At 37.5% G+C, this 25,441-nt stretch carries 25 protein-coding genes; 13 read left to right on the top strand and 12 right to left on the bottom strand.

Translation table 11 applies throughout. From position 1 onward, the window contains the following. Nucleotides 1-156 precede the first annotated feature (156 nt). Both DK865_RS05805 and hda read left to right on the top strand, forming a co-directional pair. Nucleotides 157-1,362 carry a mechanosensitive ion channel family protein gene (locus DK865_RS05805; RefSeq protein WP_023581898.1) on the top strand — a complete coding sequence of 402 codons (1,206 nt, stop codon included), beginning with the start codon at nt 157-159 and terminating at the stop codon, nt 1,360-1,362. 222 nt (nt 1,363-1,584) lie between these two features. Continuing rightward, nucleotides 1,585-2,292: a DnaA inactivator Hda gene (hda, locus tag DK865_RS05800; protein ID WP_006533048.1), complete on the top strand. Its 708-nt coding sequence runs from the start codon at nt 1,585-1,587 to the stop codon at nt 2,290-2,292. Between the two features lie 214 nt (nt 2,293-2,506). On the opposite strand, the gene DK865_RS05795 is transcribed toward hda, so the two are convergent. From DK865_RS05795 to bepA, 3 genes are all read right to left on the bottom strand, one after another. Beyond that, nucleotides 2,507-3,757 carry an MFS transporter gene (locus tag DK865_RS05795; protein WP_109391426.1) on the bottom strand — a complete coding sequence of 417 codons (1,251 nt, stop codon included), beginning with the start codon at nt 3,755-3,757 and terminating at the stop codon, nt 2,507-2,509. A gap of 694 nt (nt 3,758-4,451) precedes the next feature. After that, nucleotides 4,452-4,808 (bottom strand): arsenate reductase (glutaredoxin), encoded by a 357-nt coding sequence (gene arsC, locus DK865_RS05790; RefSeq protein ID WP_109391425.1) that lies wholly within the window; start codon nt 4,806-4,808, stop codon nt 4,452-4,454. Between the two features lie 8 nt (nt 4,809-4,816). Then, the gene (bepA, locus tag DK865_RS05785; RefSeq protein WP_109391424.1) at nt 4,817-6,289 is read right to left on the bottom strand and encodes a beta-barrel assembly-enhancing protease; all 1,473 of its coding nucleotides are present in this window, start codon (nt 6,287-6,289) and stop codon (nt 4,817-4,819) included. Between the two features lie 154 nt (nt 6,290-6,443). Here bepA and DK865_RS05780 point away from each other — a divergent pair, with 154 nt between their 5' ends. Continuing rightward, a complete protein-coding gene (locus tag DK865_RS05780) occupies nt 6,444-7,520 on the top strand; it encodes an AI-2E family transporter (RefSeq protein ID WP_023581901.1) in 1,077 nt (358 codons plus the stop codon). Between the two features lie 72 nt (nt 7,521-7,592). Here the strand turns inward: DK865_RS05780 and bcp are convergent, their stop codons facing one another. Then, the gene (gene bcp, locus DK865_RS05775) at nt 7,593-8,063 is read right to left on the bottom strand and encodes a thioredoxin-dependent thiol peroxidase (protein ID WP_109391423.1); all 471 of its coding nucleotides are present in this window, start codon (nt 8,061-8,063) and stop codon (nt 7,593-7,595) included. 18 nt (nt 8,064-8,081) lie between these two features. Further along, nucleotides 8,082-8,639, bottom strand: a complete 558-nt coding sequence (locus DK865_RS05770; RefSeq protein ID WP_036912784.1) for a glycine cleavage system transcriptional repressor — start codon at nt 8,637-8,639, stop codon at nt 8,082-8,084. 215 nt (nt 8,640-8,854) lie between these two features. Between DK865_RS05770 and dapA the strand changes: the two genes are divergently transcribed. The 4 genes from dapA to purC all read left to right on the top strand — a co-directional run bounded on the left by dapA (nt 8,855) and on the right by purC (nt 12,902). Next, nucleotides 8,855-9,754: a 4-hydroxy-tetrahydrodipicolinate synthase gene (gene dapA, locus DK865_RS05765; protein ID WP_023581903.1), complete on the top strand. Its 900-nt coding sequence runs from the start codon at nt 8,855-8,857 to the stop codon at nt 9,752-9,754. A gap of 16 nt (nt 9,755-9,770) precedes the next feature. Further along, nucleotides 9,771-10,817 (top strand): outer membrane protein assembly factor BamC, encoded by a 1,047-nt coding sequence (gene bamC / locus DK865_RS05760; protein ID WP_023581904.1) that lies wholly within the window; start codon nt 9,771-9,773, stop codon nt 10,815-10,817. A gap of 291 nt (nt 10,818-11,108) precedes the next feature. After that, complete coding sequence (locus DK865_RS05755; protein ID WP_023581905.1) at nt 11,109-11,699, top strand: phosphatase PAP2 family protein; 591 nt, start codon at nt 11,109-11,111, stop codon at nt 11,697-11,699. A gap of 489 nt (nt 11,700-12,188) precedes the next feature. Further along, nucleotides 12,189-12,902, top strand: a complete 714-nt coding sequence (gene purC, locus DK865_RS05750; protein ID WP_088495303.1) for a phosphoribosylaminoimidazolesuccinocarboxamide synthase — start codon at nt 12,189-12,191, stop codon at nt 12,900-12,902. Nucleotides 12,903-13,062: 160 nt separating this feature from the next. Here the strand turns inward: purC and DK865_RS05745 are convergent, their stop codons facing one another. Next, nucleotides 13,063-13,674: a glutathione S-transferase family protein gene (locus DK865_RS05745; RefSeq protein ID WP_109391422.1), complete on the bottom strand. Its 612-nt coding sequence runs from the start codon at nt 13,672-13,674 to the stop codon at nt 13,063-13,065. Between the two features lie 92 nt (nt 13,675-13,766). Further along, entirely contained in the window at nt 13,767-14,465 is a 699-nt protein-coding gene (locus tag DK865_RS05740) for a helix-turn-helix transcriptional regulator (RefSeq protein WP_109391421.1), read from the bottom strand. Between the two features lie 266 nt (nt 14,466-14,731). On the opposite strand from DK865_RS05740, the gene ypfJ reads away from it, so the two are divergent. The 3 genes from ypfJ (at nt 14,732) to DK865_RS05725 (ending at nt 18,181) form a co-directional block, all read left to right on the top strand. Then, nucleotides 14,732-15,616: a KPN_02809 family neutral zinc metallopeptidase gene (gene ypfJ / locus DK865_RS05735; RefSeq protein WP_109391420.1), complete on the top strand. Its 885-nt coding sequence runs from the start codon at nt 14,732-14,734 to the stop codon at nt 15,614-15,616. A gap of 61 nt (nt 15,617-15,677) precedes the next feature. Continuing rightward, nucleotides 15,678-16,130 (top strand): DUF441 domain-containing protein, encoded by a 453-nt coding sequence (locus DK865_RS05730; protein ID WP_006533030.1) that lies wholly within the window; start codon nt 15,678-15,680, stop codon nt 16,128-16,130. A 2-nt stretch (nt 16,131-16,132) separates the two neighbouring features. Then, nucleotides 16,133-18,181, top strand: a complete 2,049-nt coding sequence (locus DK865_RS05725) for a tRNA(Met) cytidine acetyltransferase TmcA (protein WP_109391419.1) — start codon at nt 16,133-16,135, stop codon at nt 18,179-18,181. On the opposite strand, the gene DK865_RS05720 is transcribed toward DK865_RS05725, so the two are convergent. Next, on the bottom strand, nt 18,144-18,353 hold the full coding sequence (locus tag DK865_RS05720) for a YpfN family protein (protein ID WP_023581910.1): 210 nt from the start codon (nt 18,351-18,353) through the stop codon (nt 18,144-18,146). The two genes, DK865_RS05725 and DK865_RS05720, sit on opposite strands and share 38 nt — an antisense overlap. Before the next feature lie 99 nt (nt 18,354-18,452). Between DK865_RS05720 and DK865_RS05715 the strand changes: the two genes are divergently transcribed. After that, the gene (locus DK865_RS05715) at nt 18,453-18,836 is read left to right on the top strand and encodes a DUF454 family protein (protein ID WP_023581911.1); all 384 of its coding nucleotides are present in this window, start codon (nt 18,453-18,455) and stop codon (nt 18,834-18,836) included. 2 nt (nt 18,837-18,838) lie between these two features. Here DK865_RS05715 and DK865_RS05710 read toward each other — a convergent pair whose 3' ends face one another. The 3 genes from DK865_RS05710 to DK865_RS05700 are packed head-to-tail and all read right to left on the bottom strand — an operon-like array spanning nt 18,839 to nt 21,011. Next, entirely contained in the window at nt 18,839-19,507 is a 669-nt protein-coding gene (locus DK865_RS05710) for a M15 family metallopeptidase (RefSeq protein WP_109391418.1), read from the bottom strand. Beyond that, nucleotides 19,504-20,634, bottom strand: coding sequence for a succinyl-diaminopimelate desuccinylase (gene dapE / locus DK865_RS05705; RefSeq protein ID WP_023581913.1), 1,131 nt, complete (start codon nt 20,632-20,634; stop codon nt 19,504-19,506). Before dapE ends, DK865_RS05710 begins: the two co-directional genes overlap by 4 nt. A gap of 5 nt (nt 20,635-20,639) precedes the next feature. After that, entirely contained in the window at nt 20,640-21,011 is a 372-nt protein-coding gene (locus DK865_RS05700; RefSeq protein WP_036912792.1) for an ArsC family reductase, read from the bottom strand. Nucleotides 21,012-21,217: 206 nt separating this feature from the next. Between DK865_RS05700 and DK865_RS05695 the strand changes: the two genes are divergently transcribed. After that, nucleotides 21,218-21,778: a hypothetical protein gene (locus tag DK865_RS05695; protein WP_023581915.1), complete on the top strand. Its 561-nt coding sequence runs from the start codon at nt 21,218-21,220 to the stop codon at nt 21,776-21,778. Nucleotides 21,779-21,857: 79 nt separating this feature from the next. Here the strand turns inward: DK865_RS05695 and DK865_RS05690 are convergent, their stop codons facing one another. Then, nucleotides 21,858-22,481 carry a response regulator gene (locus DK865_RS05690; protein ID WP_036912795.1) on the bottom strand — a complete coding sequence of 208 codons (624 nt, stop codon included), beginning with the start codon at nt 22,479-22,481 and terminating at the stop codon, nt 21,858-21,860. A gap of 555 nt (nt 22,482-23,036) precedes the next feature. Between DK865_RS05690 and maeB the strand changes: the two genes are divergently transcribed. After that, entirely contained in the window at nt 23,037-25,319 is a 2,283-nt protein-coding gene (gene maeB / locus DK865_RS05685; protein ID WP_036912798.1) for an NADP-dependent oxaloacetate-decarboxylating malate dehydrogenase, read from the top strand. Nucleotides 25,320-25,441: the final 122 nt, after the last annotated feature.

Below are 25,441 nucleotides of genomic sequence, written 5' to 3'. Positions count from 1 at the left end.
CTTAGAAAAGCATGATTAATTCAATCATGATGTTTATTTAAATAAAATAAATGAGACAATAGGTGCCTGTTCTTATGCGAAATAGGCATTTTGTTTGCGACTTAAGTGATATTCGTTTTAAGGTTGGGGTATCTCAAAAAAGGTATAACGTAATTTATGGAAAAGCTGATTGAAATTTATGATTTCATTACATCAAAGCAAATTTTTACCACACTCTTTTTAGTTATTGTGTTGCTCGTGGTATGGTTTCTCGCCAAAATGATTTTCAGCCGAATTGCAAAGCGTTTACTTTTTTTATTTACTGAGCTTTCAGATGAAGAAACGATAGAAGATATTGCTAAAAAGAGTGCATCTATTGTTGCTGTTACACTCGTTCTCTATATTAATCAGCTACTACCGTCATTTTCAGCTGAAATGAATATTATCTTTGAGACGGTTGCTCGCGCCTTTATTATCATCAATATCGCTTCATTGCTTAATAACGCCCTTGATATCTTCAATATTAGGCATGCCAAAAAAGCCTGGCATCGGAATAATTCCATTAAAGGCTATATTGAGATTGCCAAAATTGTGGTCTGGATTATCTCTTTCATCCTGATTATTGCGTTATTCACTGAACAATCCCCACTTATTATTATTTCAAGCTTTGGTGCTATTGCAGCGGTGTTAATGTTTGTTTTTCAGCATACACTTATCTCTTTTGTTGCCAATATTCTTATTTCTAACGGAAAAGTATTAAAGCTTTATGATTGGATTGAATTACCCAGTAGTAATATCAGCGGTGAGGTTATTGATATCGCATTGCATACGATCACTGTGCGTAATTGGGATAATACGATTTCACGTATTCCAACCAAAGATTTTTTGACTGAAAAATATACAAACTGGCAACCGATGTTTTCATCAGGCGGGCGCCGGATCAAACGCAGTTTTTATATTGACCAATCTTCGATTTCATTTGCAACGCAAGAATTAGTCTTAGAGTTAAAAAATACAGCACCGCTTCGTAAGAGTATAGAAACGATGCTCGAAGGAAAAGAAGAAGAGATTGGTGATATTAATGAGTGGTTAGAAACAAAAGGTGTGACTAACTTACAGCTATTTCGTAAGTACATGCTAAATTGGATAAAAATGCGAGGCGATGTTCGACCTGATATGTATTTGGTGATCAGAACAATGCCACCGACGCCAATGGGGTTGCCTGTAGAGTTATATTGTTTTACTCGAGCAACTACTTGGGTTGAATATGAAGAGACTCAATCTGAAATTTTTGAGTATATAAATGCATCAGCCAAATATTTTAAGCTCGACATTTATCAGCAACCTTCTGGTAATGATGTTGCGAAATTAAATTTCAGATAATAAAGTGAAACTAATTAGCACGGCATGTTTTTTGATTTTGCTTTAAATAATTCGAGGAACAGCCAAGCAACAATTCAATAAGGCGCTTGAAGTTTATAAAATAGACTTATTTGGGTGATCTTGCTGTTATCTTAACCTGTGTCATGTGCTTTTTTAATATTGGTTCTGACCTTGTGAGAATTTGTGTTAGAATCACCACGTTTATTAAACTATTCAGGTGAGGTGCTTCTGAATACGCCGTCACAGCTATCATTACCACTATCTCTGCCCGATGATGAGACATTCGATAGCTTTTATGCAGGGGAAAACGCGTCGTTAGTCGCGGCAATTCGAACCGCCATTCATCAATCTCATGGCAGTTATATCTATTTCTGGTCTCGTGACGGAGGTGGAAAGAGCCATCTATTACATGCCGCTTGTGCTGAGCTTTCTTTAAAAGGTGATGCTGTTGGGTATGTTCCTCTTGATAAACGTGCCTACTTTGTTCCCGATGTTCTTGAAGGTATGGAACATTTATCCTTAGTTTGTATTGATAATGTTCAGTGTATTGCGGGTGATGAAGAGTGGGAACTCGCCTTATTTAATCTTTATAACCGTGTTTTAGAGCATGGACGAACCTGCTTATTAATTACAGGGGATCGACCGCCTCGCCAAATAGAGCTACAACTTCCTGATTTAGCATCTCGCCTCGATTGGGGGCAAATTTACCGTTTACAGCCTTTAAGTGACGAAGAAAAAATTCAAGCGCTACAATTAAGAGCAAAACTTCGTGGTTTTGAATTACCTGAAGATGTTGGTCGTTTTGTATTAAAACGGTTAGATAGAAAAATGCGAACCTTATTTGAAATGCTTGATGAACTTGATCACGCATCTATTGTTGCTCAACGTAAACTGACTATCCCATTTGTGAAAGATATACTCAAACTTTAAATAGCCTCACTCATCTTGTTAGGTGAGGCGAATAATCTCAATCTTGTCCCCATCTCCCAAATTCAATACCCAATCAAGGTAACAATCCTTGTTATTTATTAATGGTGGATTTTCTATTTTTATCTCTCATAAAAACACGAGATAAAAAAACCGCTTGTCTTTATATAAGGCAAGCGGCGAGAGACACAAACAATAAAAGAGGAGGGCTAAATAGTTAGTTTGCTTCTACTACTTTGGTTTTCTTCTGAGGAACCAGTAAGAAAATCAGATAAAGTGCAGTAATAGCGATAGTGTAGCCAGTGAAGATTAACCAGAATGATTTCCAATCAACCGCACCATTAGTGGTATATAAATCAATGACCCAGCCACTTAACATGGCACCTAAATAAGTACCAAAACCGTTCACTAAGGTCATAAACATGCCTTGTGCTGTTGAACGATATTGTAATGGGATCTCTTTTTCTAAGAACAGTGAACCTGAGATATTAAAGAAGTCGAATGCACAACCATACACAATCATTGATAATAATAAGACGATTTGACCTAATGATGTGTAGTCACCGTAAGCAAAGAAACCGAAACGTAAGATCCAAGCAATCATACTGAATAACACGATAGTTTCGATTCTTACGCGTTTTAATAACAGTGGTAGAAACAGAATAAATACGACTTCTGAAATCTGTGAAATAGATAAGAATACAGAAGGATAACGTGCAAAGAATGAATCATCTGCATTTGGCGATTGTGCAATATCTTGCAGGAATGGCACACCAAATGTATTCGTAATTTGCAGTACAGATCCTAATAATGTTGCGAAGAATAAGAAAACAACGACATTTTTCTTTTTAAAGACTTGCAAGATATTCGTGATACTAAATGCCACTTCTTCGGCTTTAGTTTCGTTTTTGTCAGTTGCTTTAGTTGCAGGTAAGAACATGGCAAATACCGCTAAAGCAATAGATGCGATCGCTGCAACAAAGAGCTGGTGATAGCTATTACCTAAACCTAAGAAGCTAATAACCCACATAGCTGCAATAAAACCAACAGTGCCGTAAACACGAATTTTAGGGAAGTAGTTATTAGGCTCTAAATGTTTTTGTTCTAACAGTTCGAAAATGATGCTGTTTGCCATTGAAATACTTGGCATAAAGAACAACAAATGTAATAAAGTTGCAAAAAATAGCGTAGTGACTGTGGTCATTTGCGACATTAACACTAATGCTAATGCGGAAAAAATATGCAGAGTAATAAACACTAATTTGCGGTTATTTATTTTATCTGCAATAAATCCCATGATGACGGGTGCGATAAGTGAGGCAAGTCCAAGAGCACTAAAAATAAGCCCAACATCACTACCTTTAAAATGCAGTTCTCCAAAAAGATACGAGGCGAATGTTACCAGCCAAGATCCCCATATAAAGAACTGGAGGAATGAGACAAGTTTTAATCTAAGTACGATATTCATCTGTTTTCCTATTAGCCTAGCAATCACCCGACACCAATAATGGTGATTGGTTAGTTTTAATTGCCCATAATGTTGGCTATAACGTTGTTTATTTCATATACATCTATAACTTCATTTCACACTGATTAATTGTTATCAAGTTAAAAAACAACAATATAAGAAGAGATAGAGCAAATAATAAATTGAAAGTTTATTGCTGTATTGCAGTATTGTTTTAAATGTGTGTTTCTTGTTAATTTCTTTCTTGGATGATAATAAAAAAATATTTTGGCAAGAATTTATTGTTTACGCATTCTGCTATCATATTTTCTGAAGTCCATGATATGTAGGAATGCATTTGTGTAAAGAGACTTGAGTCACAATATAAATGAAACACATGATTATTTTTTTCTTATAATTGTGAGTTTATACCGCATGATGTGATCGCGATAAAACTTTTCAAAAATAGCAATTTCTTACTCATAAAAAATATGAAACTGAGATGAAAAATTTTGAAAGCATAAAGCGATAAGTTTTTTTCTATTACGGAAATAAGAAATGCTTTGCTGATTGTAATATTTACAATTTAATAACATTCGATGATTAGTTTCTTAAATTGAGAAAAGCGAGTAAACGGTTGCGGGATTAATCATGATGTAAATAGAGAAAAGCCCATATATGCAAGAACATGAATATGGGCTTTAAATTTTGAATATTAGTTAAACAGGTCTTTCACTTGTTCTGGTGGACGACCTAAACGTGCTTTATTACCAACAACCACAATAGGGCGCTCAATAAGTTTAGGATTTTCATGCATCGCTTGAATTAATGCATCTTGTGATGTTTCATCAGCCAGTTTTAGCGTTTTATAGATTTCTTCTTTTGTACGCATTAACTCTCTTGCATCATTAAAACCGAGTGCTTTGAGCAGTGTTTTTAGATCCTCTACTGAAGGGGCACTATCTAGATAGTGAATAACATTAGGTGTTATTTGCATTTCTTCTAGTAAATGTAAGGTTTCACGGCTTTTTGAACAGCGTGGATTATGATAAATCGTCACTTTCTTGGTCATATTGTCCCTTATTTAAATTGACTGTCTCTTTGCTGTATTTTTCTTAGCTGGTCAATACGTGCATCAAAGCGAGCTTGATCATTACTACCTAGTTTAACTTGTCTACTTGCATCACCTAAGTAACGGATTGCTGTTTCAAAGTCACCTCGAAGTGCTAAATCTTCCGCATAAGCGGCTAATTCATGGGCTCTGTCACCTTGTTTAGCGGCGTTTTCAGCCATTAATTGCCAACCAATAGGATCACTTGGATTATCAAAGGTATAACGATAAAGCAGTCTATTAGCTTCGTTATATTGCTTATTATGCATATAGGAATTTGCTAAGTTAGCAATAAGAACATTGTTGTTAGGTCTCTGTTTTAATGCTAATTGTAATCTTGCAACAGCATCACTTGCCCGATTTTGCTCTAAATCGATATCGGTCATAGCATCAATAAGCCAAATATTGTTAGGCTCTTTTTCTAACATTGGCGTGAGCAATTTTCTTGCGTCATCAAATTTGCGATCACGAGAATAGATCAGTATTAGCGCATAATTTGCGGCTGACCTTTCAAGTGCAGTACCTTGCTTAAACTGATCAAGTATCGTTTGTAATGCATTCTCTGATGTTGGATTTTTCGTCAGCATGGTTAATACACGCATTTTAGCAAACAGAAAGTCAGCTGACTGTGGAACTTGTCGAGCAGGAAATTGACTTGCTCGGCTTCTTGCATCGGATAAACGGCTATCAGGTAAGGGGTGAGTTAATAGCATTTCAGGGGGTTTAGAGCTATATCGTACCTGATCAGCAAGAATTTGCATAAAGTCAGGCATCCCTTTGGGATCAAATCCTGCGCGATAGAGTGTCTGTATTCCGATACGGTCTGCTTCTTGTTCGTTCATTTGTGTAAATGTGATCATATTCTGTTGCATTCCCGCCATACTCCCCGTAAAGGTTGCAAGACCTGCATTGGGGTTTGCCATAAATATCAGAATAGAACCTAATACACCCGCAAGAGCAAGAGGGGTTGTTTTCGCTTGATCTTCAAGCATTCTCGCTAGATGTCGTTGAGTAACGTGTGTGATTTCGTGTGCCATCACTGAAGCTAATTCGCTCTCATTTCGGCTATATCGAAAGAGGGCAGAATGTAAAACAATATTTCCCCCAAAATAAGCGAAGGCGTTAATATTGGGGTTATTGACGAGATAGAAATGAAAAGGGGTTTTTACCGAACTGGCATTAGAAACCAGTTTTTGCCCTAAGTTGTTAATATAGTTAGAGAGTAATGGATCAAAAACTAATGGTGCACTATTTCGCAGTTGGCGAGTATAGTAATCACCCATAGCAATTTCTTGATTAATACTCAAGGTTGAACCAGCAGTGGTTCCCATATCAGGTAAGGAGTCTTCAATATCAATCGCAGCATGCGCTGGCACTACTGATGTTGATAGCAACGCAGAAACAAGAAGCGCGACTAAGGGTTTTTTAAGTCTGAGTTTCATACAACTGTATCCTGATGGCTATCTTAACGAAAAATTAATAATTAATGATGTATGATAGCAAAACCTAACGTAAAATCTGTCAAAAGATTATTGCTTATGTAAATGAATACATACAGCTCTATTGTTCTGATTATTATAAAGGATCTTTATTTTCATGCTGGACTTGCTTGTTCAATGGTACAAACGCCGATTTGCTGATCCACAAGTTATCGCCCTTGTGGTTATTTTGATTGCCGGCTTTTCAATTCTGTATTTCTTCAGTGGCATACTTGCTCCTTTATTAGTGGCAATTGTGCTTGCCTATCTTTTAGAGTGGCCAACGCATTTACTTGAAAAATTAGGATGCGCTCGTATATGGGCAGTATCGATAATTCTGACACTCTTTATCGGTATTAGTGCCATTGTTATTTTGATTTTAGCGCCAACCGTGTGGCAACAGGGAATGACACTGATTTCAGATATCCCTAATATGATTAATAAGTTTAATGAATTTGCACATGAATTACCCGATCGTTTCCCTGCATTAATGGATGCTGGCATTGTTGATATGATGGCAGAAAACTTACGCAGTAAGTTTTCAACGGTGGCTGAATCTGTATTAAAAGTGTCTTTAGCTTCGTTAATCGGAATTATTACACTGTCGATTTATCTTATTCTGGTTCCTTTAATGACGTTCTTCTTACTTAAAGATAAGCAACAGATGCTTAATGCGGTTCGTCGTGTTTTACCAAAAAACAGAATATTAGCCGCCCAAGTTTGGATTGAAGTTAATCAGCAAATTACCAATTATATTCGCGGTAAAGTCACTGAAATGATCATTGTGGGTATTTTCACTTATTTTGTCTTTGCTTTCTTTGACTTGCGTTACTCTGTATTACTTGCGGTGATCGTCGGTGTTTCTGTTTTAGTCCCTTATGTTGGTGCTGTTTTAGCAACGATCCCCGTTATTGTGATTGCATTATCTCAGTGGGGATTAGGCTCTGATTTCTGGGCGTTATTTATCGCTTATCTTGTTGTTCAAGGATTAGATAGCAATTTATTAGTGCCAATTCTGTATTCTGAAGCTGTAAATATGCACCCTTTGGTCATTATATTGTCCGTTATTATATTTGGTGGAATGTGGGGTTTTTGGGGCGTTTTCTTTGCTATTCCATTAGCAACGCTGATCAAAGCAGTATTGCATGCATTACCCGATGAAATTGCAAATGAACAACATATAAAGAAAAGCTAAATAAGATATTGAATGCACAGATAAAAACAGACAGTGTACGCTGTCTGTTTTTTTATCTATTCGACGATTTTATTATGGATGTTGAGTGAGATATTCGAGAACGACTTGATGGTGATTACTGGTTTTAAAGTTATCAAATACGTGTTCGATAACACCATTTTTATCAATTAAGAAGGTGGTACGATGAATGCCATCGTACGTTTTTCCCATAAATTGCTTTTCTCCCCAGATACCAAACTGTTCTGCGATCTTATGATCTTCATCTGAAAGCAACGTGAAATTTAACATCTCTTTTTCAGCGAAACGGGAAAGTTTTTCTGATTTATCTGTGCTGATACCTAATACTTCAACTTTGGCTTTTTTTAGTGCATCCATTTCATCACGTAAGCCACAAGCTTGCGTTGTACAACCAGGTGTCATTGCTTTAGGGTAAAAATAAACGAGCACACGTTGGCCTGCGAAATCAGATAAATTAATTGTTTCTCCATCTTGGTCGGGCAGACTGAATTGAGGCGCCTTTTCACCGGCTTTTAATGGGTTCATTAGGTCATTCTCCATTTTTTACTGTTTCATCATCAGACTATTTACGATACTTATTGTGCCTTGAGCGTTTAACTCTGTACATAATTGATTAAATTTCTCATTAATAACAAGACCATGATCATCTAATGGATTATGCGCCGTAATTTGTATTTCTAAACGGGCAGGTGAGCCATCTTCTGATGGATGTGTTTTAGATATTAATTCAGCAAGATTAAAATTATGTTGGCTAAATAGATTAGTAAAGCGTTCAACAATACCGGGTGCATCTTCAATATCAACTTTCGCTGCGATTGTTGAAGGATAGGTAATTGGTGCACCATTGGTGGTTCTTTTCATTACGGTCAATAAATCCAGTTCCGCACTTTTAATGGGCAACAACGCTTCTAATTGTGCGATAGCGTTCCAGCCACCTGAAAGTAGCATGATAAACGTAAACTCTTGACCAAACATCGCAAGTCGGCTGTCCTCGATATTACATCCGCATTGGCTGACTAATTGTGTAATGGTATCAACAATACCAGGACGGTCAGCACCTAATGCAGTAATGACGAGAAAATGTTTATCAGGTATGGGCAAAATAAGGTTCCTTTTGACTTTCAGTTTATTCTTAACAGGTAAACACAAATTTCGATGTCTGCCAAGATCCCTTGCTCACTATCTTTAATTATTATATCTCTTTAATTCACATCAAAGAATATTAGCAAATTTCATTAGAAACCTAGAGTTAAGTAGTTTTCAATAGAGCAATGAATGAGTACCATTGAGTATACGTCTATCTCGGAGCAATAATTATGGTGAATAACGAATTTAATTTTACAGGCAGTATGGTGGCATTGGTTACACCAATGGACGCAAAAGGCAATGTTGACCGGGTTAGTTTACGTAAATTAGTTGACTATCATGTTAATGCAGGCAGTGCGGCGATTGTTTCTGTCGGGACAACAGGTGAATCTGCAACATTAAGTCATGATGAGCATGTTGATGTTGTTCTAATGACATTAGATATGGCTGATGGGCGTATTCCTGTTATTGCGGGTACAGGTGCTAATGCAACATCTGAAGCTGTTTGGTTTACACAACAGTTTGAAAATAAAGGTATTGCTGGTTGTTTAAGTGTAACGCCATATTATAATAAGCCGTCACAAGAAGGGTTATATCAACACTTTAAAGCGATTTCTGAAAGCACAGCATTACCACAAATCCTGTATAATGTACCGGGTCGTACGGGATGCGATTTATTGCCTGTAACAGTTGCACGTTTAGCCAAGTTGGATAATATTGTGGCAATTAAAGAGGCGACAGGGAACTTAAGTCGTGTTAGTCAAATCCAAGAGTTGGTTAATGATGATAGTTTTATCCTATTAAGTGGCGATGACGCATCATCATTAGACTTTATGCAACTTGGCGGCCATGGTGTTATTTCGGTTACTGCTAACGTTGCTGCGTCAGAGATGGTAGAATTATGTCGATTAGCAAATGCGGGTGAGTTTGCGAAAGCACGTGAACTTAATCGACGTCTGATGGACTTACATCATCAGTTATTTGTTGAACCTAATCCAATCCCAGCTAAATGGGCGTGTCAACGTATTGGATTGATTGAAGACGCCACATTGCGCTTACCTATGACTCCGTTGACATCATCAGGTCAGCAAATTGTTGAGAAAGCGCTGTTAACAGCGGGAATACTGTAAAACTTAGGGAATTTTAATGGCAACACTATTGCATAAATCAAAGATTATGAAAGTCGCGGGTCTGTCGCTGGTGGTTTTACTGGCAGCCTGTTCAAGTGATCAGCGCTATAAACGTCAGGTCAGTGGTGATGAGTCTTATTTAGAGACGGCAGGGCTAAAGAATTTAGCGATTCCGGCGGGTATGGTGTTGCCTTTGCAAAATGGGGAATATGACATTCCAACCCCTAAAAAAACTGAACCTGTTGGTTTAGCGCTTGATATTCGTCCACCAACTCAAGCACTGAATCTGTTAAGTGGTTCACGCAGTGAAAATAATGCAGATAACAGCCGTTTGTTATTACCAAACTCACCTGAAAATACAACTTTGTATGAGCAAGTTAGCACCATCTTAAAAGATAAAGGTGTTGCGATTACTAAAAGTGATGCTGGGCAAAAAGAGATCCATACTGATTGGATAACATGGTTGCGTGCTGATGAAAACGTACCTTTCCAAACACGTCAACGCTTAGTGATTGCACAGTCAGGCAATGTTATTTCGTTAACAGTGACTAACGAAGGTTTACGCCAAGGCGAAACTGAAATGACTGATCCGGCTGAAGTAAAGCGTTACAATATTTTAATGCTTAACGAATTGGTTGATGGCTTAAACCGTATGCGTAATTTAAGCGAAAATACGGCAAACAGCAGTTTACAAGGTATTATCGATGTCCAAAGTGGCAGTGATAATGCAGGTCTTCCAGTGATTATCGTTCGTGCGCCATTTGATGTGGTTTGGGATAGATTACCTATCGCATTAGAAAGTGTTGGTATGAAGATGGGCGATCGCACACGTTCTAAGGGTTCAATTGAAGTAACCTATAAAGGAATGAGCAGTGCCAACTGGAGTGCATTAGGTGTTGATAGACCTACTGTTGAAGAAGCTGATTATAAATTACAAGTCGGTGATTTAAATAACCGCAGTAGTTTACAATTTATCAGTGATAAAGGTAAACCATTAACACAATCACAAAATGATCAAATGGTTGCTGCACTGAAAGCAGCTTTCAGTAAGCCTGTTAGATAAGTCTTATTTCTTAAAAATAGGAGAAGCCGCACAATATTTATTTATTGTGCGGCTTTTTTATGCCTTGAACATAATGGCATTAATCTAAATTGAAATTTATTTATAAAAATGCAATTGGAATTATCAGACTAAGCATTATTAATTAAATGCTCTTTTAATGATAGGGTTTAATTTAATTTTATTAATAATATTAATCTTAATGCAATACGCTTAAATTTATGCAATATTGCGTCAATTCTTAGACTTAAATAAAAATAACAAAGCATTCTCTGACTATATGAAGGAGTATTTATGAGTGCAGGTGATATGATTATTCACTTGATATTAAGTGGGATACTCATTGTAGGTGTTTATCAATTTTATTTTTTTACTCAACGATATACATTGAGAGAAGTGAAAATTATTAATTCACCGATTGATGAAAAAATTCCTTTCTGGCCATGGTGGTCATGGATCTATAGCTTTTTATATTATCCTGCAATTTTATATCTCAATTGGATCATTCAAGACTCAAGACAATTTATTATGATTGTTTTTAGTTATATTGTTTTGTTAGTCATGCAAATGTTTTTCTTTGTTGTGTTCCCTGTTGCAACCCCTGCACATTGGCGCACTTTAAACCCAGGAAAAACAGCGTCAGAGAAATTCCTTAAGTTTGTTCAGTATTTTGATGACTCCTCAAACTGCTTCCCAAGTATGCATGTTTCCGTTGCAACACTCACGGCATGTCTTGCTTATGCAACTTTAGGACCATGGGTTTTCTTATTCCCATTATTTATTGCATTATCTTGCATGTTTACAAAACAACATTACTTAATTGATTTACCTGCTGGGGCTTTATTAGGCTGGTTTGCTTATGAGATCTACTGTTTCATTATTTAATTAAAGCATGATGTTATTAAGAGATTAAATATAAAAATAGATAAGGGATAAATCATTAAAACTTGTTGATACTAATATTGATAACCAGATTACTTTTCAATACAAAGAAACTAGTCTGGTTTTTTATTGTTGATTATTCAAAATAAATGTAATTTGAAAAAGCTCTCATGCTTACTAAAAATATCTTCTGAAAATAGAAATCATGTGGTGATATAATCTATAATTATTCTTATTCTGACTTTTTATATTTTATATATTCTGATTTTATCAAATCTCCCTTTTATTAGTGTCATGACGCAATAGAATTAATTGGAATATCATCATCTAATGATGGCGTGGTGTTCAACAAAAAAACGTTGTGAGCAGTACGTTGTAGATGAGATTTTTTAGTGATAGTACTCACGTTTTAAAAGCTTTTTTATCTAATCTAGAGTAGAGTAGGGGAAGCAAATTTCTTGTTAAACCTATCACATCTTTGGAGTGTGTCAGATGCAGAAAAAAGCTGAGTTGTATCGTGGAAAAGCCAAAACGGTCTATGCCACTGAATCTTCTGATTTTCTTATCCTTGAATTCAGAAATGATACATCAGCGTTAGATGGCCAACGTATTGAACAGTTTGATCGTAAAGGTATGGTAAATAACAAATTTAACCATTTCATTATGAATAAACTGGAAGAAGCGGGTATCCCAACGCAGATGGAACGTTTGCTTTCTGATAATGAAGTGCTAGTAAAAAAACTCGATATGGTACCTGTTGAATGCGTTATCCGTAATCGTGCAGCGGGATCATTAGTCAAACGTTTAGGTATCGAAGAAGGTACACTTTTAAACCCACCCATCTTTGATTTATTCTTAAAGGATGATGCGCGTCATGATCCGATGGTCAATGAATCTTACTGTGAAACCTTTGGTTGGGTGTCTAAAGAAAACCTCGCAGAAATGAAACGTTTGAGCTATAAAGCAAACGATGTCCTTAGCGAACTCTTTGATAAAGCAGGACTTATTTTAGTCGATTTTAAACTAGAGTTTGGTCTATTTCATGGCAAAGTGGTATTAGGTGATGAATTCTCTCCTGATGGAAGCCGTCTATGGGATAAAAACACGTTAGATAAAATGGATAAAGACCGTTTCCGTCAAAGCTTAGGCGGATTAATCGAAGCATACGAAGAAGTTGCACGTCGAATCGGTGTTTCTTTAGACTAAATACGCAAACGATTACGTCAAGCTAAACAAGATGTCATTAGAAAAGGTCAGCTTAAAAGCTGACCTTTTGTCTTAGACGGTAAAATGGAATGTAGTAAACGAGCATAATTCGGCAGTTATAGAGATAGCTTGATTGAGTTATGCTTAATCATAAGAAAACTTATCGCAATCCTAAGCTTTCTAGTAATTGTTTAATCTCATTATTCAGCGCAAGGCTATCAATATATTGATTAATCAGTGGGGTAGGTTGGATCAGCGCATATTTGCACAAGAATATAAGGAAACAACCTACATAAACATCAACAGCAGTCAGATTTTTACCACAAAGATAAGGCTGGGCACTGGCTAAGCCCGTTTCTAAGCAATGAAAAGCGCGTTCAAAAGAACCAAAACCAGATGATTTTTGCTGTTCCTCATTAAGCTCAATACCAATCTCTTTCATCGTAAATGCGGATTCAATAGGGCCTGCTGTAAAAAAGAACCAACGATAATAAGCCGCACGCTCAGGTGAATTGAAGGCAGGTGCAAATCCTTTTTCAATAAACTTATCTGCTAAATAAGCACAAATTGCCGCCGTCTCTGTCACGACGATTTTGCCATCAACTAATGCAGGAACTTTTGCCATCGGATTAATCGCGAGATATTCAGGGGTACGCATTGGTTCGCCATACTCTAATTCAACACGCTGATAAGACACATCTAATATTTTTAAGAAGAGCTCAACAGTGTTACCGCGAGACATTGTATTAGTATAAAGAATAAGTTCACTCATAATGCTTCCTTACTGTGTTGATTAATAGGATGTTGTTTAAACTGAAACAGCTAAACGAAGAACAGCAAGGAAGATATTACGTAAACGGTGAGTCAATTTTTGTCAGGAGTCTCTTTTAAGATCTCTTTTTTCCATCTATCGAGTAAATAACTTTTTGGGTAAGGCAAATTATCACTTAATACTTCATAAGAGATAATTCTATCTAACCTAAAATGACGATAGCTTTGTCGTAATTCACACCATGCGGCAATAACTTGAGATCCTTGAAAGTAGCCCACAGCAATGGGCCAAATAATTCGAGTGCTTAATTGCTTTTGAGCATCTTTATAATCTATTTGAGCTTTCTTTTCTTCGCGCAAACTAAAACGCATATCTTTAGCAATGGTATGATCAACTTCAATAATTTGGTGAGTGGGAACAAATAAGGTATTTTGCTCCAGTAAGGCTTGATGCCGTGTTGTTACCACAGCATTGATTTTATTAATTGCCCGTAATGCCGAGTGACTTAATTCTTGATCTGTATTACTTTCGACCCAGCGTAACCCCAGAATAAGTGCTTCAAGTTCATTAATATCAAAGGTTAATGGTGGCAGGAGTAAACCTGACTTTAGCTGATAACCTATACCCGCTTCACCTGTGATTTCAGCACCTTGATTACGTAAAGATTCAATATCACGATAAATAGATCTAACACTAATTTGTAATTTATCTGCGAGTACTTCTGCTGTTATCGGATAGCGATTCTCTTTTAAAATCTGTAATAAAGTGAGTAAACGTTGAGTTCGAGTCATTAAATTATCTGTTTATTAGTGAAGAAAAAGCACAAAGGTAGAAATAAGAAGTCTATTATGAAATCGTTAAAAAAGCAGGTTTAATTCCTGATGATGACTATTTCTTCGTTGTGATAACGGGGGCTATTTTACTCTGATAGTCTCTATTATCTTGTTTTTAAAAAATAGGGAATAGAGATTGCAATTATTTGTTATTATCTCAAATCAAGTGATAAATTTGTTCATAATAAAGCTAAAGTCGTCTATTTAAAATGTGGGGATAAGTTATGCGCTGGAATGATCGCCGAAGAAGTGACAATGTTGAAGATCGAAGGGGACAATCTTCTCCCGCATCTGGCGGTGGTAATCTCCCATTAGGATTGATTGCACTTTTATTACGCACTAAATACGGATTTGTGATTATTATTGTTTTAGTGATAGCCAGTTTTATGGGGTTTGACTTTAACTCACTAACGGGTGAAACCAACCAAGCGCCACAACGCAACGAACAGCAAAGTGCTCTTTATAATGAAGCGGCAGATTTTAGTAGCGTCGTTTTAGCCAGTACCGAAGATTTTTGGCAAACTATTTTTGCACAAGCAGGCAAACAATACAGTTATCCTAAACTTGTTTTATATACCAACAGCACTACAACGCAATGTGGTACAGGTACGAAAATAATGGGACCTTTTTATTGCCCCGCAGATAGAAAAATTTATCTAGATCTCTCTTTTTATAATGAAATGAAACATAGCCTAGGTGGCGGAGGTGAATTTGCTCAAGGTTATGTGATTTCACATGAAGTCGGGCACCATGTTCAGCATTTATTAGGTATCACTAATCAAATGCGTGAAAAACAACAAATGGCGCGTTCAAAAGCAGAGGCAAATCGTTTATCCGTAAAATTAGAGTTGCAAGCAGACTGTTTTGCTGGAATGTGGGGACATTTTATCGCAGGTGAAGGTCGGATTGATGAAAGTGATTTATTAACTGCGATCAAAACGGCGCAAGCGATAGGTGATGATAAGTTACAGAAACAACAACAAGGTTATGCTGTGCCTGATAGTTTTACACACGGTACGGCAGAACAGCGCAAGACTTGGTTTATGAGAGGCTATAACAGTGGCAGTATCAAATCTTGCGATACATTTGCTTCTTCGTCTTTGAACTAATACCATTCGTCGGTAAATAAAAGATAATTAACGCTATAAAGAGAAAGGCTTAGGAACAAAAATGAGTAACGTTGATCCCTCACTATTAATTTTGCTGGTTCTCGCCGGACTTGGCATTATTAGTCATAATATGACTGTAACGTTAGCAATGCTTGCTTTGCTAGTGATTAAAATCACGCCTCTAAATCAATATTTTCCTGTGGTTGAAAAATATGGCATGACCATCGGGATCTTAATTTTGACTATTGGGGTAATGACACCCATCGCAACAGGGCGTATTTCAGGGCAAGAAGTGCTTAACTCATTTTTAAACTGGAAATCACTGCTAGCAATTGCTATCGGTATCGCCGTTTCTTGGTTAGGCGCACGGGGTGTTTCTTTAATGAATAACCAACCTTCAACGGTGGCTGGCTTATTAGTGGGAACGGTTATTGGTGTCGCACTATTCCGAGGCGTGCCTGTTGGACCATTAATTGCAGCGGGTATTCTTTCATTGTTAATCGGTAAATCCTAGCTGTGCCATTTTCTCAGTTACATCAATATCAGCAAAAATTAGCTCAATTAGGGCAACGTCAGTTACTGCTATTAGCGGGTGAACCCGCATGGCAAACGGATCAGATCAAGCAAATTACTCCATTATGCCAAGGTGATTGGATCACGATTTCTTCCAATCAACCCGATGCTATTTTACCTGAACAAGCGATTCGTCTATTAGGGCGTGAGTTTCTGCATGCTGTTTTTGATGCCAATACGGAATTTAATACTGATGCTTTAGCGATGTTAACAGGCACATTAAAAGCAGGGAGTGTATTGATTTTATGTCTGCCTGATATTGAAAGTTGGAACAGTTATATTGATAACGATAGCCAGCGCTGGAATGATGCCCAGGGGGGACTTTCAACACCAAACTTTATGGCGTGGCTCAAAAATATCACTTTAGGTAATAACCAAGTGATGGTTTGGCAACAATCAACATTGTTACAATTACCAGTGATAATGGAAACGGCAGGAGCTTGGGCGCTTCCACAAGGTGAACCAACCGCAGAACAGCAAGTTATTTTAGATAACTTACTTTTGTCGACCTCCTGTGTTTGGAGTGTTATTGCACCAAGAGGTAGAGGAAAGTCAGCGCTAGCGGGAATGTTTATCGAGCAATATCAAGGAAATGTACTCGTATGTGCGCCTGCAAAAAACAGTATAGATGTTTTATCTTCACACACCAATAAAGCGATTTCGTTTTACTCTCCTGATAATTTATTAGAGCTATGTATAAATAACGAAATTCAAAGTGATTGGTTGATTATTGATGAAGCCGCGTCTCTGCCCATTGCACAACTAGAAGCGCTGTGTGGTTATTTTCCTAATGTATTAATGACAACGACTGTACAAGGCTATGAAGGAACAGGGCGAGGTTTTATGCTGAAGTTAGGAAACAATATTCCTAATTTGCGTACCTATCAATTAAAAACACCTATTCGTTGGGCTAAAGATTGTCCATTAGAAAATTGGCTTAATCAGTTGCTGTTACTTGATGAACCTGAGTACGATGTTGATCTTCAGCAACAAGGAGAGGTCGATATCCACCCGCTGCAAGGAAATTGGCATAATAACATTTCACAACTGCGTGATTTTTATCAGCTACTTACTAGTGCGCATTATCGAACAACGCCACTTGATTTCCGACGTTTACTTGATGGTCAAAAACAGCGTTATTGGTCAGCGTCAATGAATCAAAAAATTGTGGGCGCTGTGTGGTGTATCGAAGAAGGGGGATTATCTTCTGAACTTGCTCACGATGTCTGGTTAGGTACTCGTAGACCGAGAGGTAATCTGGTTGCTCAATCATTAGTCACTTATGGTTTAACACCCGATGCAATGTGTTTGAACGCATTGCGTATTAGCCGTATTGCCGTGTTACCTCAATATCGACGCCAAAAAATTGCGGCAACTTTAATTGCTAATATTGTAAAAGAGAGTCAAAAACAGGCTATTGATTATCTTTCGGTGAGCTTTGGTTACACCGATGTGTTGGCGCAGTTTTGGAAGCAATGTGGCTTTCAAATAGTACGATTAGGGGTACATAAAGAGGCAAGCAGTGGATGTTATGCCACAATGGCGATGTATCCACTAACAGAACAAGGTGAGCAGTTATTACAATCTTCTTTAAGTGCCTTTTCTTTGCAATATCCGCAGATAAAACAGCAAACAAAGCTCCACTTAGCGGATAATTTAATACCAAGACATATTGCTACACCACAAGAACGTTGGTTAATGATGGCGGGTTTTGCTTTTGCTCATCGCCCTGCATTGACTGTTTATGAGAGTGTTGCTAACTTTTTGGTCGGTTATGAGCAACACTTCCCGTTATTGGAGGCTTTTTTTGTAGACAATAAGTCAGTTGAGCAGTGTGTGGCTGAGTTTTCTTTATCAGGGAAAAAAGTCTTAACTAAGCAATTAAGAGCGCAATGTGCGCAATTAATGGCTGAAAAAGATGCTAAATTAACCTTGCGTTATCAACAGTGGTTAGCTACTTGTTCTCATCCTTCTTGTTTTGATTTTGTTTAGGCCAATCCTCTTCATCATCCCATTTATCATTAAAATCACGATGTGGTGGCAAATCCCGCTTATTTTTAAGAAATTTTTTGGGATCAATTTTATTCATCTCTTTAATAGCGTTAATAATAATTCCCACTAAAAGAATTAAAATTACCCACCAATAATCAGCAAACCAGTGCATAAATACGCCTTCTGTTTTAAAATTGTTATTGAGAATGAGGATCTTTTTTATTTGACTCTATAAAATAACTTAATACAGCATGAGTTGGAAAAGCACAACATGAAACGGATATTATTGATTATAGCAGGTTGGTTATGCGTTGGATTAGCCACGCTAGGGGTTATTTTGCCAGTGTTACCCACTACACCTTTCTTATTACTTGCTGCATGGTGTTTTTCTCGTTCGTCAAAGCGCTTCCATTATTGGTTACTTTATCGTTCTTGGTTCGGTCCTTATTTACGATATTGGCAAACTTATCACGCTATGCCTAAAGGGGCGAAACCTAAAGCTATCTTGGTGATCTTAATTACCTTTGCCATTTCATTGTGGTTAGTATCTATGCTTTGGGTCAGAATATTATTGCTCATAATCTTAGCGTGTTTGTTGATATTTATGTGGAGACTTCCTGTTAACGATCAACAAGAAGCCCCATGTGAAAAATAGTATTATTCGGGCAAAACAATGTAACGAGTAAAGATCTCGTCAAGATTGGCTAATAACCACTGTTTGCCATAAATATTCTCTTCTTCTAACACAGATTTTAGAATATCGGGTGTATAAGCAAGAGAGGCTTCATGAGAAAGAGGCCAATAACTGATATGCCATGGTTCGTAAGCAATATCGCTCTCTTTATGAGTAAAAGGGCGATAAAAGTCATACGCGGACATATTCTCCGTTAACCATTCATTTAGCTCTGCAAAATAACCACCATTCTCGTATTCCCAAGGTTCTAATTGTAATGATTGACCTTCAGGTAAACGAAAAGGATCATAAATATCAATTTCAGTCCCCCAATGATGGCGACTTGCGCCGGGCAATGCTGACCATTTTAAAATAGCAATACAGCGCTCACCTTCTGATAATGCATGAATATCCATGGGGTGGCTTTGTGCATCTAAAACAGGGCGAGTCCCTTCAAACTTTCCATTCCATATTGCTAATTGGCGATTAAAATCACGAAAAGAGCTGGCTGGCATTAATTTAAAGCCTGCTTTTGTGGCTTGTTGTTGTAATGCTAAAAAAGCCTTAGTGGCATTAAATTGTAAGCGATGCTGACCGGATAAAGTGACTAAATGGTCGGTAGAACGGCCTGTTAGCATTAAAGGTGTTATCATAAAATAAGTTGCTCCATAACCCGCTGATAAATTCGGCTAAGCTGTTGTAAATCTGCTGCATTAACGCACTCATTAACTTTATGAATTGTTGCATTAACAGGACCTAATTCGATTACTTGAGCACCCATTTGGGCAATAAATCGACCATCAGAAGTGCCTCCGCTGGTGGAGAGCTCAGGCTCTAAATTGGTGTAATGCTTAACGGAGTAACGGACCGCTTCAAGTAATTTACCTTGCCCAGTAATAAACGGTTGACCAGATAAAGCCCATTCTAGTTGATAGCGAAGTTGGTGTTTTTGTAATAATGCTTCTGTACGTTGGCGAATTTCTTCATCTGTAATCGCTGTACTAAAGCGGAAATTAAATTGAATAAACAGCTCACCGGGGATCACATTATTACTGCCTGTACCTGCATGGATATTGGCAATTTGCATTGTGGTCGCAGGGAAAAATTCGTTACCTTCATCCCAAACAGTATGAACGAGCTCTTGGATAAAAGGGGCGGCAAGATGAATAGGATTTTCTGCAAGGTGAGGATAAGCGACATGACCTTGCACACCTTGAATAATTAAGTTTGCTGTTATTGAGCCTCGACGACCATTTTTTACCATATCGCCTAAATGAAGTTGGCTTGAAGGTTCACCGACAAGGCAATAATCGAGACGTTCGCCACGTGACATTAAAGATTGTACAACTTTAACTGTACCATCTGCGGCTTTAGCTTCTTCATCTGATGTAATTAAAAAAGCGAGTCGTCCACGGTGATCGGGATAAGAGCGAACAAAACGTTCAGCCGCGACAATCATGGCGGCAAGTGAGCCCTTCATATCTGCCGCACCGCGCCCATACAACATACCATCACGAATAGAGGGTTCAAAAGGTGGATTGTCCCATAAATTAGGATCACCAGTTGGTACAACATCAGTATGACCAGCAAAAGCTAGCGTTTCACCTTCACCACCACGACAAGCCCAAAGATTTTCAGTTTCACCAAAAGGCATTCTCTCAATAGTAAAACCCAGAGGGACAAGTCTATCAATAATCAGTTGTTGACAACCTTGATCATCAGGACTGATTGATGGACGCGAAATCAGTTGTTGTGCAAGCTCAATAACAGGACATGACATAAAAATTAGGCTCCTGTAAAGGTCGAATAATGATTGGCATCAAAACCAACAATAAAACGGTTGTCTGATGACACAAGAATAGGGCGTTTAATAATGGCGGGTTTATCTAACATAAGTGAAATTGCAGAGGTAACATCAGTGATTGCATTCTTTTCTTCATCGGATAATTGGCGCCAAGTTGTTCCTCTTTTATTCACAAGTGTCTGCCAATCTAAATTTTCTGTAAAGGTGCGTAATAATGCTTCCGTCAAACCCTCTTTGCGGTAATCATGAAACGCGTAAGGAATATGATTATCATCTAACCATTTACGCGCTTTTTTGATGGTATCGCAATTTTTTATGCCGTACATGGTATATGTCAGGTTTGTCGTGGACATGATATTTTCCTTATATGACAATACGTAATATTAGTATTGATGAGAATGAGTGTTATACAATTCCAAAATAACAGCTTTTGTTGTAGTGAAAAATCCTATTTACATTATAAAATATATCGGATATTAAACTGTCACGTTAGTGTAACGAATTGTGTAGCGTAGAGTAATACAAATACAAATAAAGATTTCCGTTGGTAAAAGAAAATATGAAAAGTATTTCACTGAGTCTTATATTGCTTTTACTCTCTTCTTTTAGCTGGGCTGACGAAGAAAATGACAGTCCAAAAGTTGATGAGTATAAAATAGCCTTAGAGGCCTTTTTTAACAGTGATTATTTATTGTGTTTGGGCGAAGGGAAATGGCCTGTGTACAGCAATGAAGATGATGCACCATGGGTATTAGAAAGAATGCATGCATTAGTTGAAGCTGGATTGATTGAACAAACCGCAAATGGAGAAGAGTGGGTGTTTAATCTTAGTGAAAAAGGGCGTAAAGCTTGGCAACCTTATCAAGACTTCTGTTATGGCCATCTTTTCATTAGTCAGATAAAAGAAATTCAGCCAATAGATTCAGGTAAAAGTAAAGTTTATTTTTATTATGGTGTGAAAGGCATTCCTTCATGGGCAACCAATGAAGAAATACAATCCGCCTTTAGCGAACTTGATATTGTGATTAATGGCATAAACCGAGAGTTGTATCAGTTAAATATCGAAAAATTACCCGATAACCATTTCAAAGTATTAAGTTATCCAGTACCTATTGAATAATAGATGATTTTATATAGATTTAAATGGAATATTAAATAGATATATCTTATTACCCCGACCCAGTGTCGGGGTAAAACGTTTAGTACTGATGCTTAATAAGAATAAGACTGGCAGCTAAACGAGAAGTGACCTGCAATTTCTTTAAAATATTACGAATGTGAACTTTCACTGTTTCTTCAGAAATAAATAAATTCTCAGCAATTTGCTTGTTTTTCATTCCGGCAGACACTTCATGAAGCACATCCAACTCTCTTTTAGTTAACGCTGAAAGTGGATCAGAATAATTTTGCCTAAGTTGAATATATTGCCACACTCGCTCACTATAGACTGGATGCCCAACAGCCGCTTTGCGTAGGCTAAGTAATAACATGTCTAACTCACACTCTTTTAAAAGATAACCGTTTGCGCCTGCATCCAACGCAGCGTAAACATCATTACGTGAATCAGAAACGGATAAAACAAGAACATAAGATGTTAAACCAGAGCGGCGAAGTGTTCGAATAGTATCAATACCAGAACGCCCTTGTAGATTTAAATCCATCATAATTAAATCTGGATTTAATTGTTTTGCAGCGGTTACAGCCTCTTGAGCATTGCCACTTTCGCTTACTACGACGAAATCCTTGTCTTTTTCTAACAATAGCCGTAATCCATATCTCATGATAGGGTGATCATCCACTATCATAATTGAGTAGCTAGGCATAACCCCTCTCCCTAAAAAAAATAATAATGTGCGTAATCTTTCCAATAGCAGAAAATAAAAAAGTAAATTCCAAATGAGGAATAAAAATTAGAATCAGACATCTTATTAAAACAATAAGAAAATAAAATTGACGGTTGGCAATATTACACCAATTATTGTTACGGGTAAAAAAGAAAATAACCAAAAAGACTAACAAAAAATCTAATTCTATAAAATCTTTATAGTTACAATGAGTTGTACGGAAGCTGGGCTATATTAAAAATAATCAACAAGTGAAAATAGTTATTGTTTTTTTAAACTATATAAAAATTTTAATTATTTTAAATGTTAATTTAATATCTGGTAAATAATAAACAAATATTGTCTTTTTTCTGTTCGAGTTTATTACACCGATGAAATTAAATAGCGGTAATAATATACCTATAACTAGGTATTAATTGTTTATAATAAATCGAGTTTACTAATTTGAAAAAAGTGTCGGAGCCGTCATGATTTAACGCTCCATTACCATTATACTAACGAAGCCCTTACCCTATTGATACAAAGGATATGAAGATGGAAGACAAATTAAAACAAAGCGCTCTAGATTTTCATGAATTTCCCGTACCTGGCAAAATCACCGTAACACCCACAAAACCACTCACAACCCAACGTGATTTAGCATTAGCTTATTCGCCAGGCGTCGCCGCGCCTTGTTTAGAAATTGCAGCAGATCCTCTTGCCGCTTATCGCTACACAGCTAAAGGTAATCTTGTCGCGGTGATTTCAAATGGTACAGCAGTACTTGGACTTGGAAATATTGGTGCCTTAGCAGGTAAGCCTGTGATGGAAGGTAAAGGCGTTTTATTTAAGAAGTTTTCTGGTGTTGATGTTTTTGACATCGAAGTTAATGAAACCGATCCGGATAAACTCGTTGATATCATCGCGTCATTAGAGCCAACATTTGGTGGTATTAACCTCGAAGATATTAAAGCACCAGAGTGTTTCTATATTGAGAAAAAACTGCGTGAGAAAATGAATATTCCTGTATTCCATGATGATCAGCATGGTACAGCGATTATCTCTACCGCCGCCATTCTTAATGGTTTGCGCATTATTAAAAAAGAAATTAGCAAAGTAAAATTAGTGGTATCAGGAGCCGGTGCTGCATCTATTGCTTGTATGAACTTATTAGTTGCTTTAGGGCTAACACGCGAAAACATCACTGTATGTGACTCGAAAGGGGTTATCTATCGTGGACGTGAAGCTAATATGGCAGAAACCAAAGCCGCTTATGCGATTGAAGATAACGGTACTCGTACATTAGATGATGTGATTAATAATGCTGATATTTTCTTAGGTTGTTCAGGACCTGGCGTATTAACGCAAGAGATGGTCAAAAAAATGGCACGAGATCCACTTATTCTCGCGCTTGCAAATCCTGAGCCTGAAATTTTACCTCCGTTAGCGAAAGCAGTGCGTTCAGATGCGATTATTTGTACAGGACGCTCTGACTACCCAAATCAGGTTAATAACGTATTATGTTTCCCCTTCATCTTCCGTGGCGCATTAGACGTTGGTGCGACAGCAATTAATGAAGAGATGAAACTCGCTTGTGTGCATGCCATTGCAGAATTAGCATTAGCTGAACAAAACGAAGAAGTGGCTTCTGCCTATGGTGATCAAGAACTCTCTTTTGGTCCTGAATACATTATCCCAAAACCGTTTGATCCACGTTTGATCGTGAAAATTGCGCCAGCAGTTGCAAAAGCCGCGATGGATTCTGGTGTTGCCACTCGTCCAATTGAAGATTTCTCTGCTTATATTGAACACCTTAATGAGTTTGTTTATAAAACGAACTTATTTATGAAACCTATTTTCTCTCAAGCGAAAAAAGAGAAAAAACGTATTGTGTTAGCAGAAGGGGAAGAAAACCGCGTACTGCATGCAACACAAGAATTAGTCACATTAGGATTAGCCACACCAATCTTAATTGGTCGTCCTAGTGTGATTGAAATGCGTATTCAGAAATTGGGTTTACATATTAAAGCAGGTAAAGACTTTGAAGTGGTGAACAATGAAAATGACCCACGTTTCAAAGAGTATTGGCAAGAGTATCATCAAATCATGAAACGCCGCGGTGTATCGCAAGAGCAAGCTCGCCGTGCAATGATTGGCAATCCAACACTTATTGGCGCCATTATGGTTCGCAGAGGGGAAGCCGATGGTCTGATTTGTGGTACTGTGGGCAGCTATTCTGAACATTTTGAAATCTACAAAAACGTGTTTGGTTTACGTGAGGGAATGGAAACCGCTGGGGCAATGAATGCACTACTATTGCCAAGTGGTAACACCTTTATTACAGATACTTACGTCAACGAAGATCCAACCGCAGAACAACTAGCCGATATTACGATTATGGCTGCTGATACTATCCGTCGCTTTGGTATTGAGCCAAAAGCCGCGCTAGTTTCTCGTTCAAGTTTTGGTTCATTTGATAGTCCATCTTCAATCAAACTCAGAAAAGCATTAGAGATAATCAAACAACGTGCACCTGAATTAGAGATTGATGGTGAAATGCATGCAGATGCAGCACTAGTGGAATCGATTCGCCGTGATGTGATGCCAGATAGCCCATTAAAAGGCTCTGCAAACCTATTAGTTATGCCAACAATGGAAGCAGCACGTATTAGTTATAACTTACTACGTGTAACCAGCTCTGATGGTGTGACTGTGGGACCTGTATTAATGGGGGTTGCTAAACCCGCTCATATCTTGACACCAATCGCCTCAGTACGTCGCATAGTGAATATGGTGGCATTAGCTGTTGTTGAAGCTCAGGCACAGTCTCAACATTAATTGTTACGACTTAAATAATTCCATCTATAAAGCGCCTTTTATTTGAACTGACCCCAATTTATTGGACAGTTTAAATTAGTTAGGTAAAGACTGAGTTCGGTATTGAACTGGACTCAGTCCTT

Origin of the sequence: Proteus cibi (assembly GCF_003144405.1) — a bacterium.
GTDB classification, from domain to species: domain Bacteria; phylum Pseudomonadota; class Gammaproteobacteria; order Enterobacterales; family Enterobacteriaceae; genus Proteus; species Proteus cibi.
The sequence above is the reverse complement of the archived record's forward strand: the minus strand, read 5'-3'. Positions and strand labels throughout refer to the sequence as shown.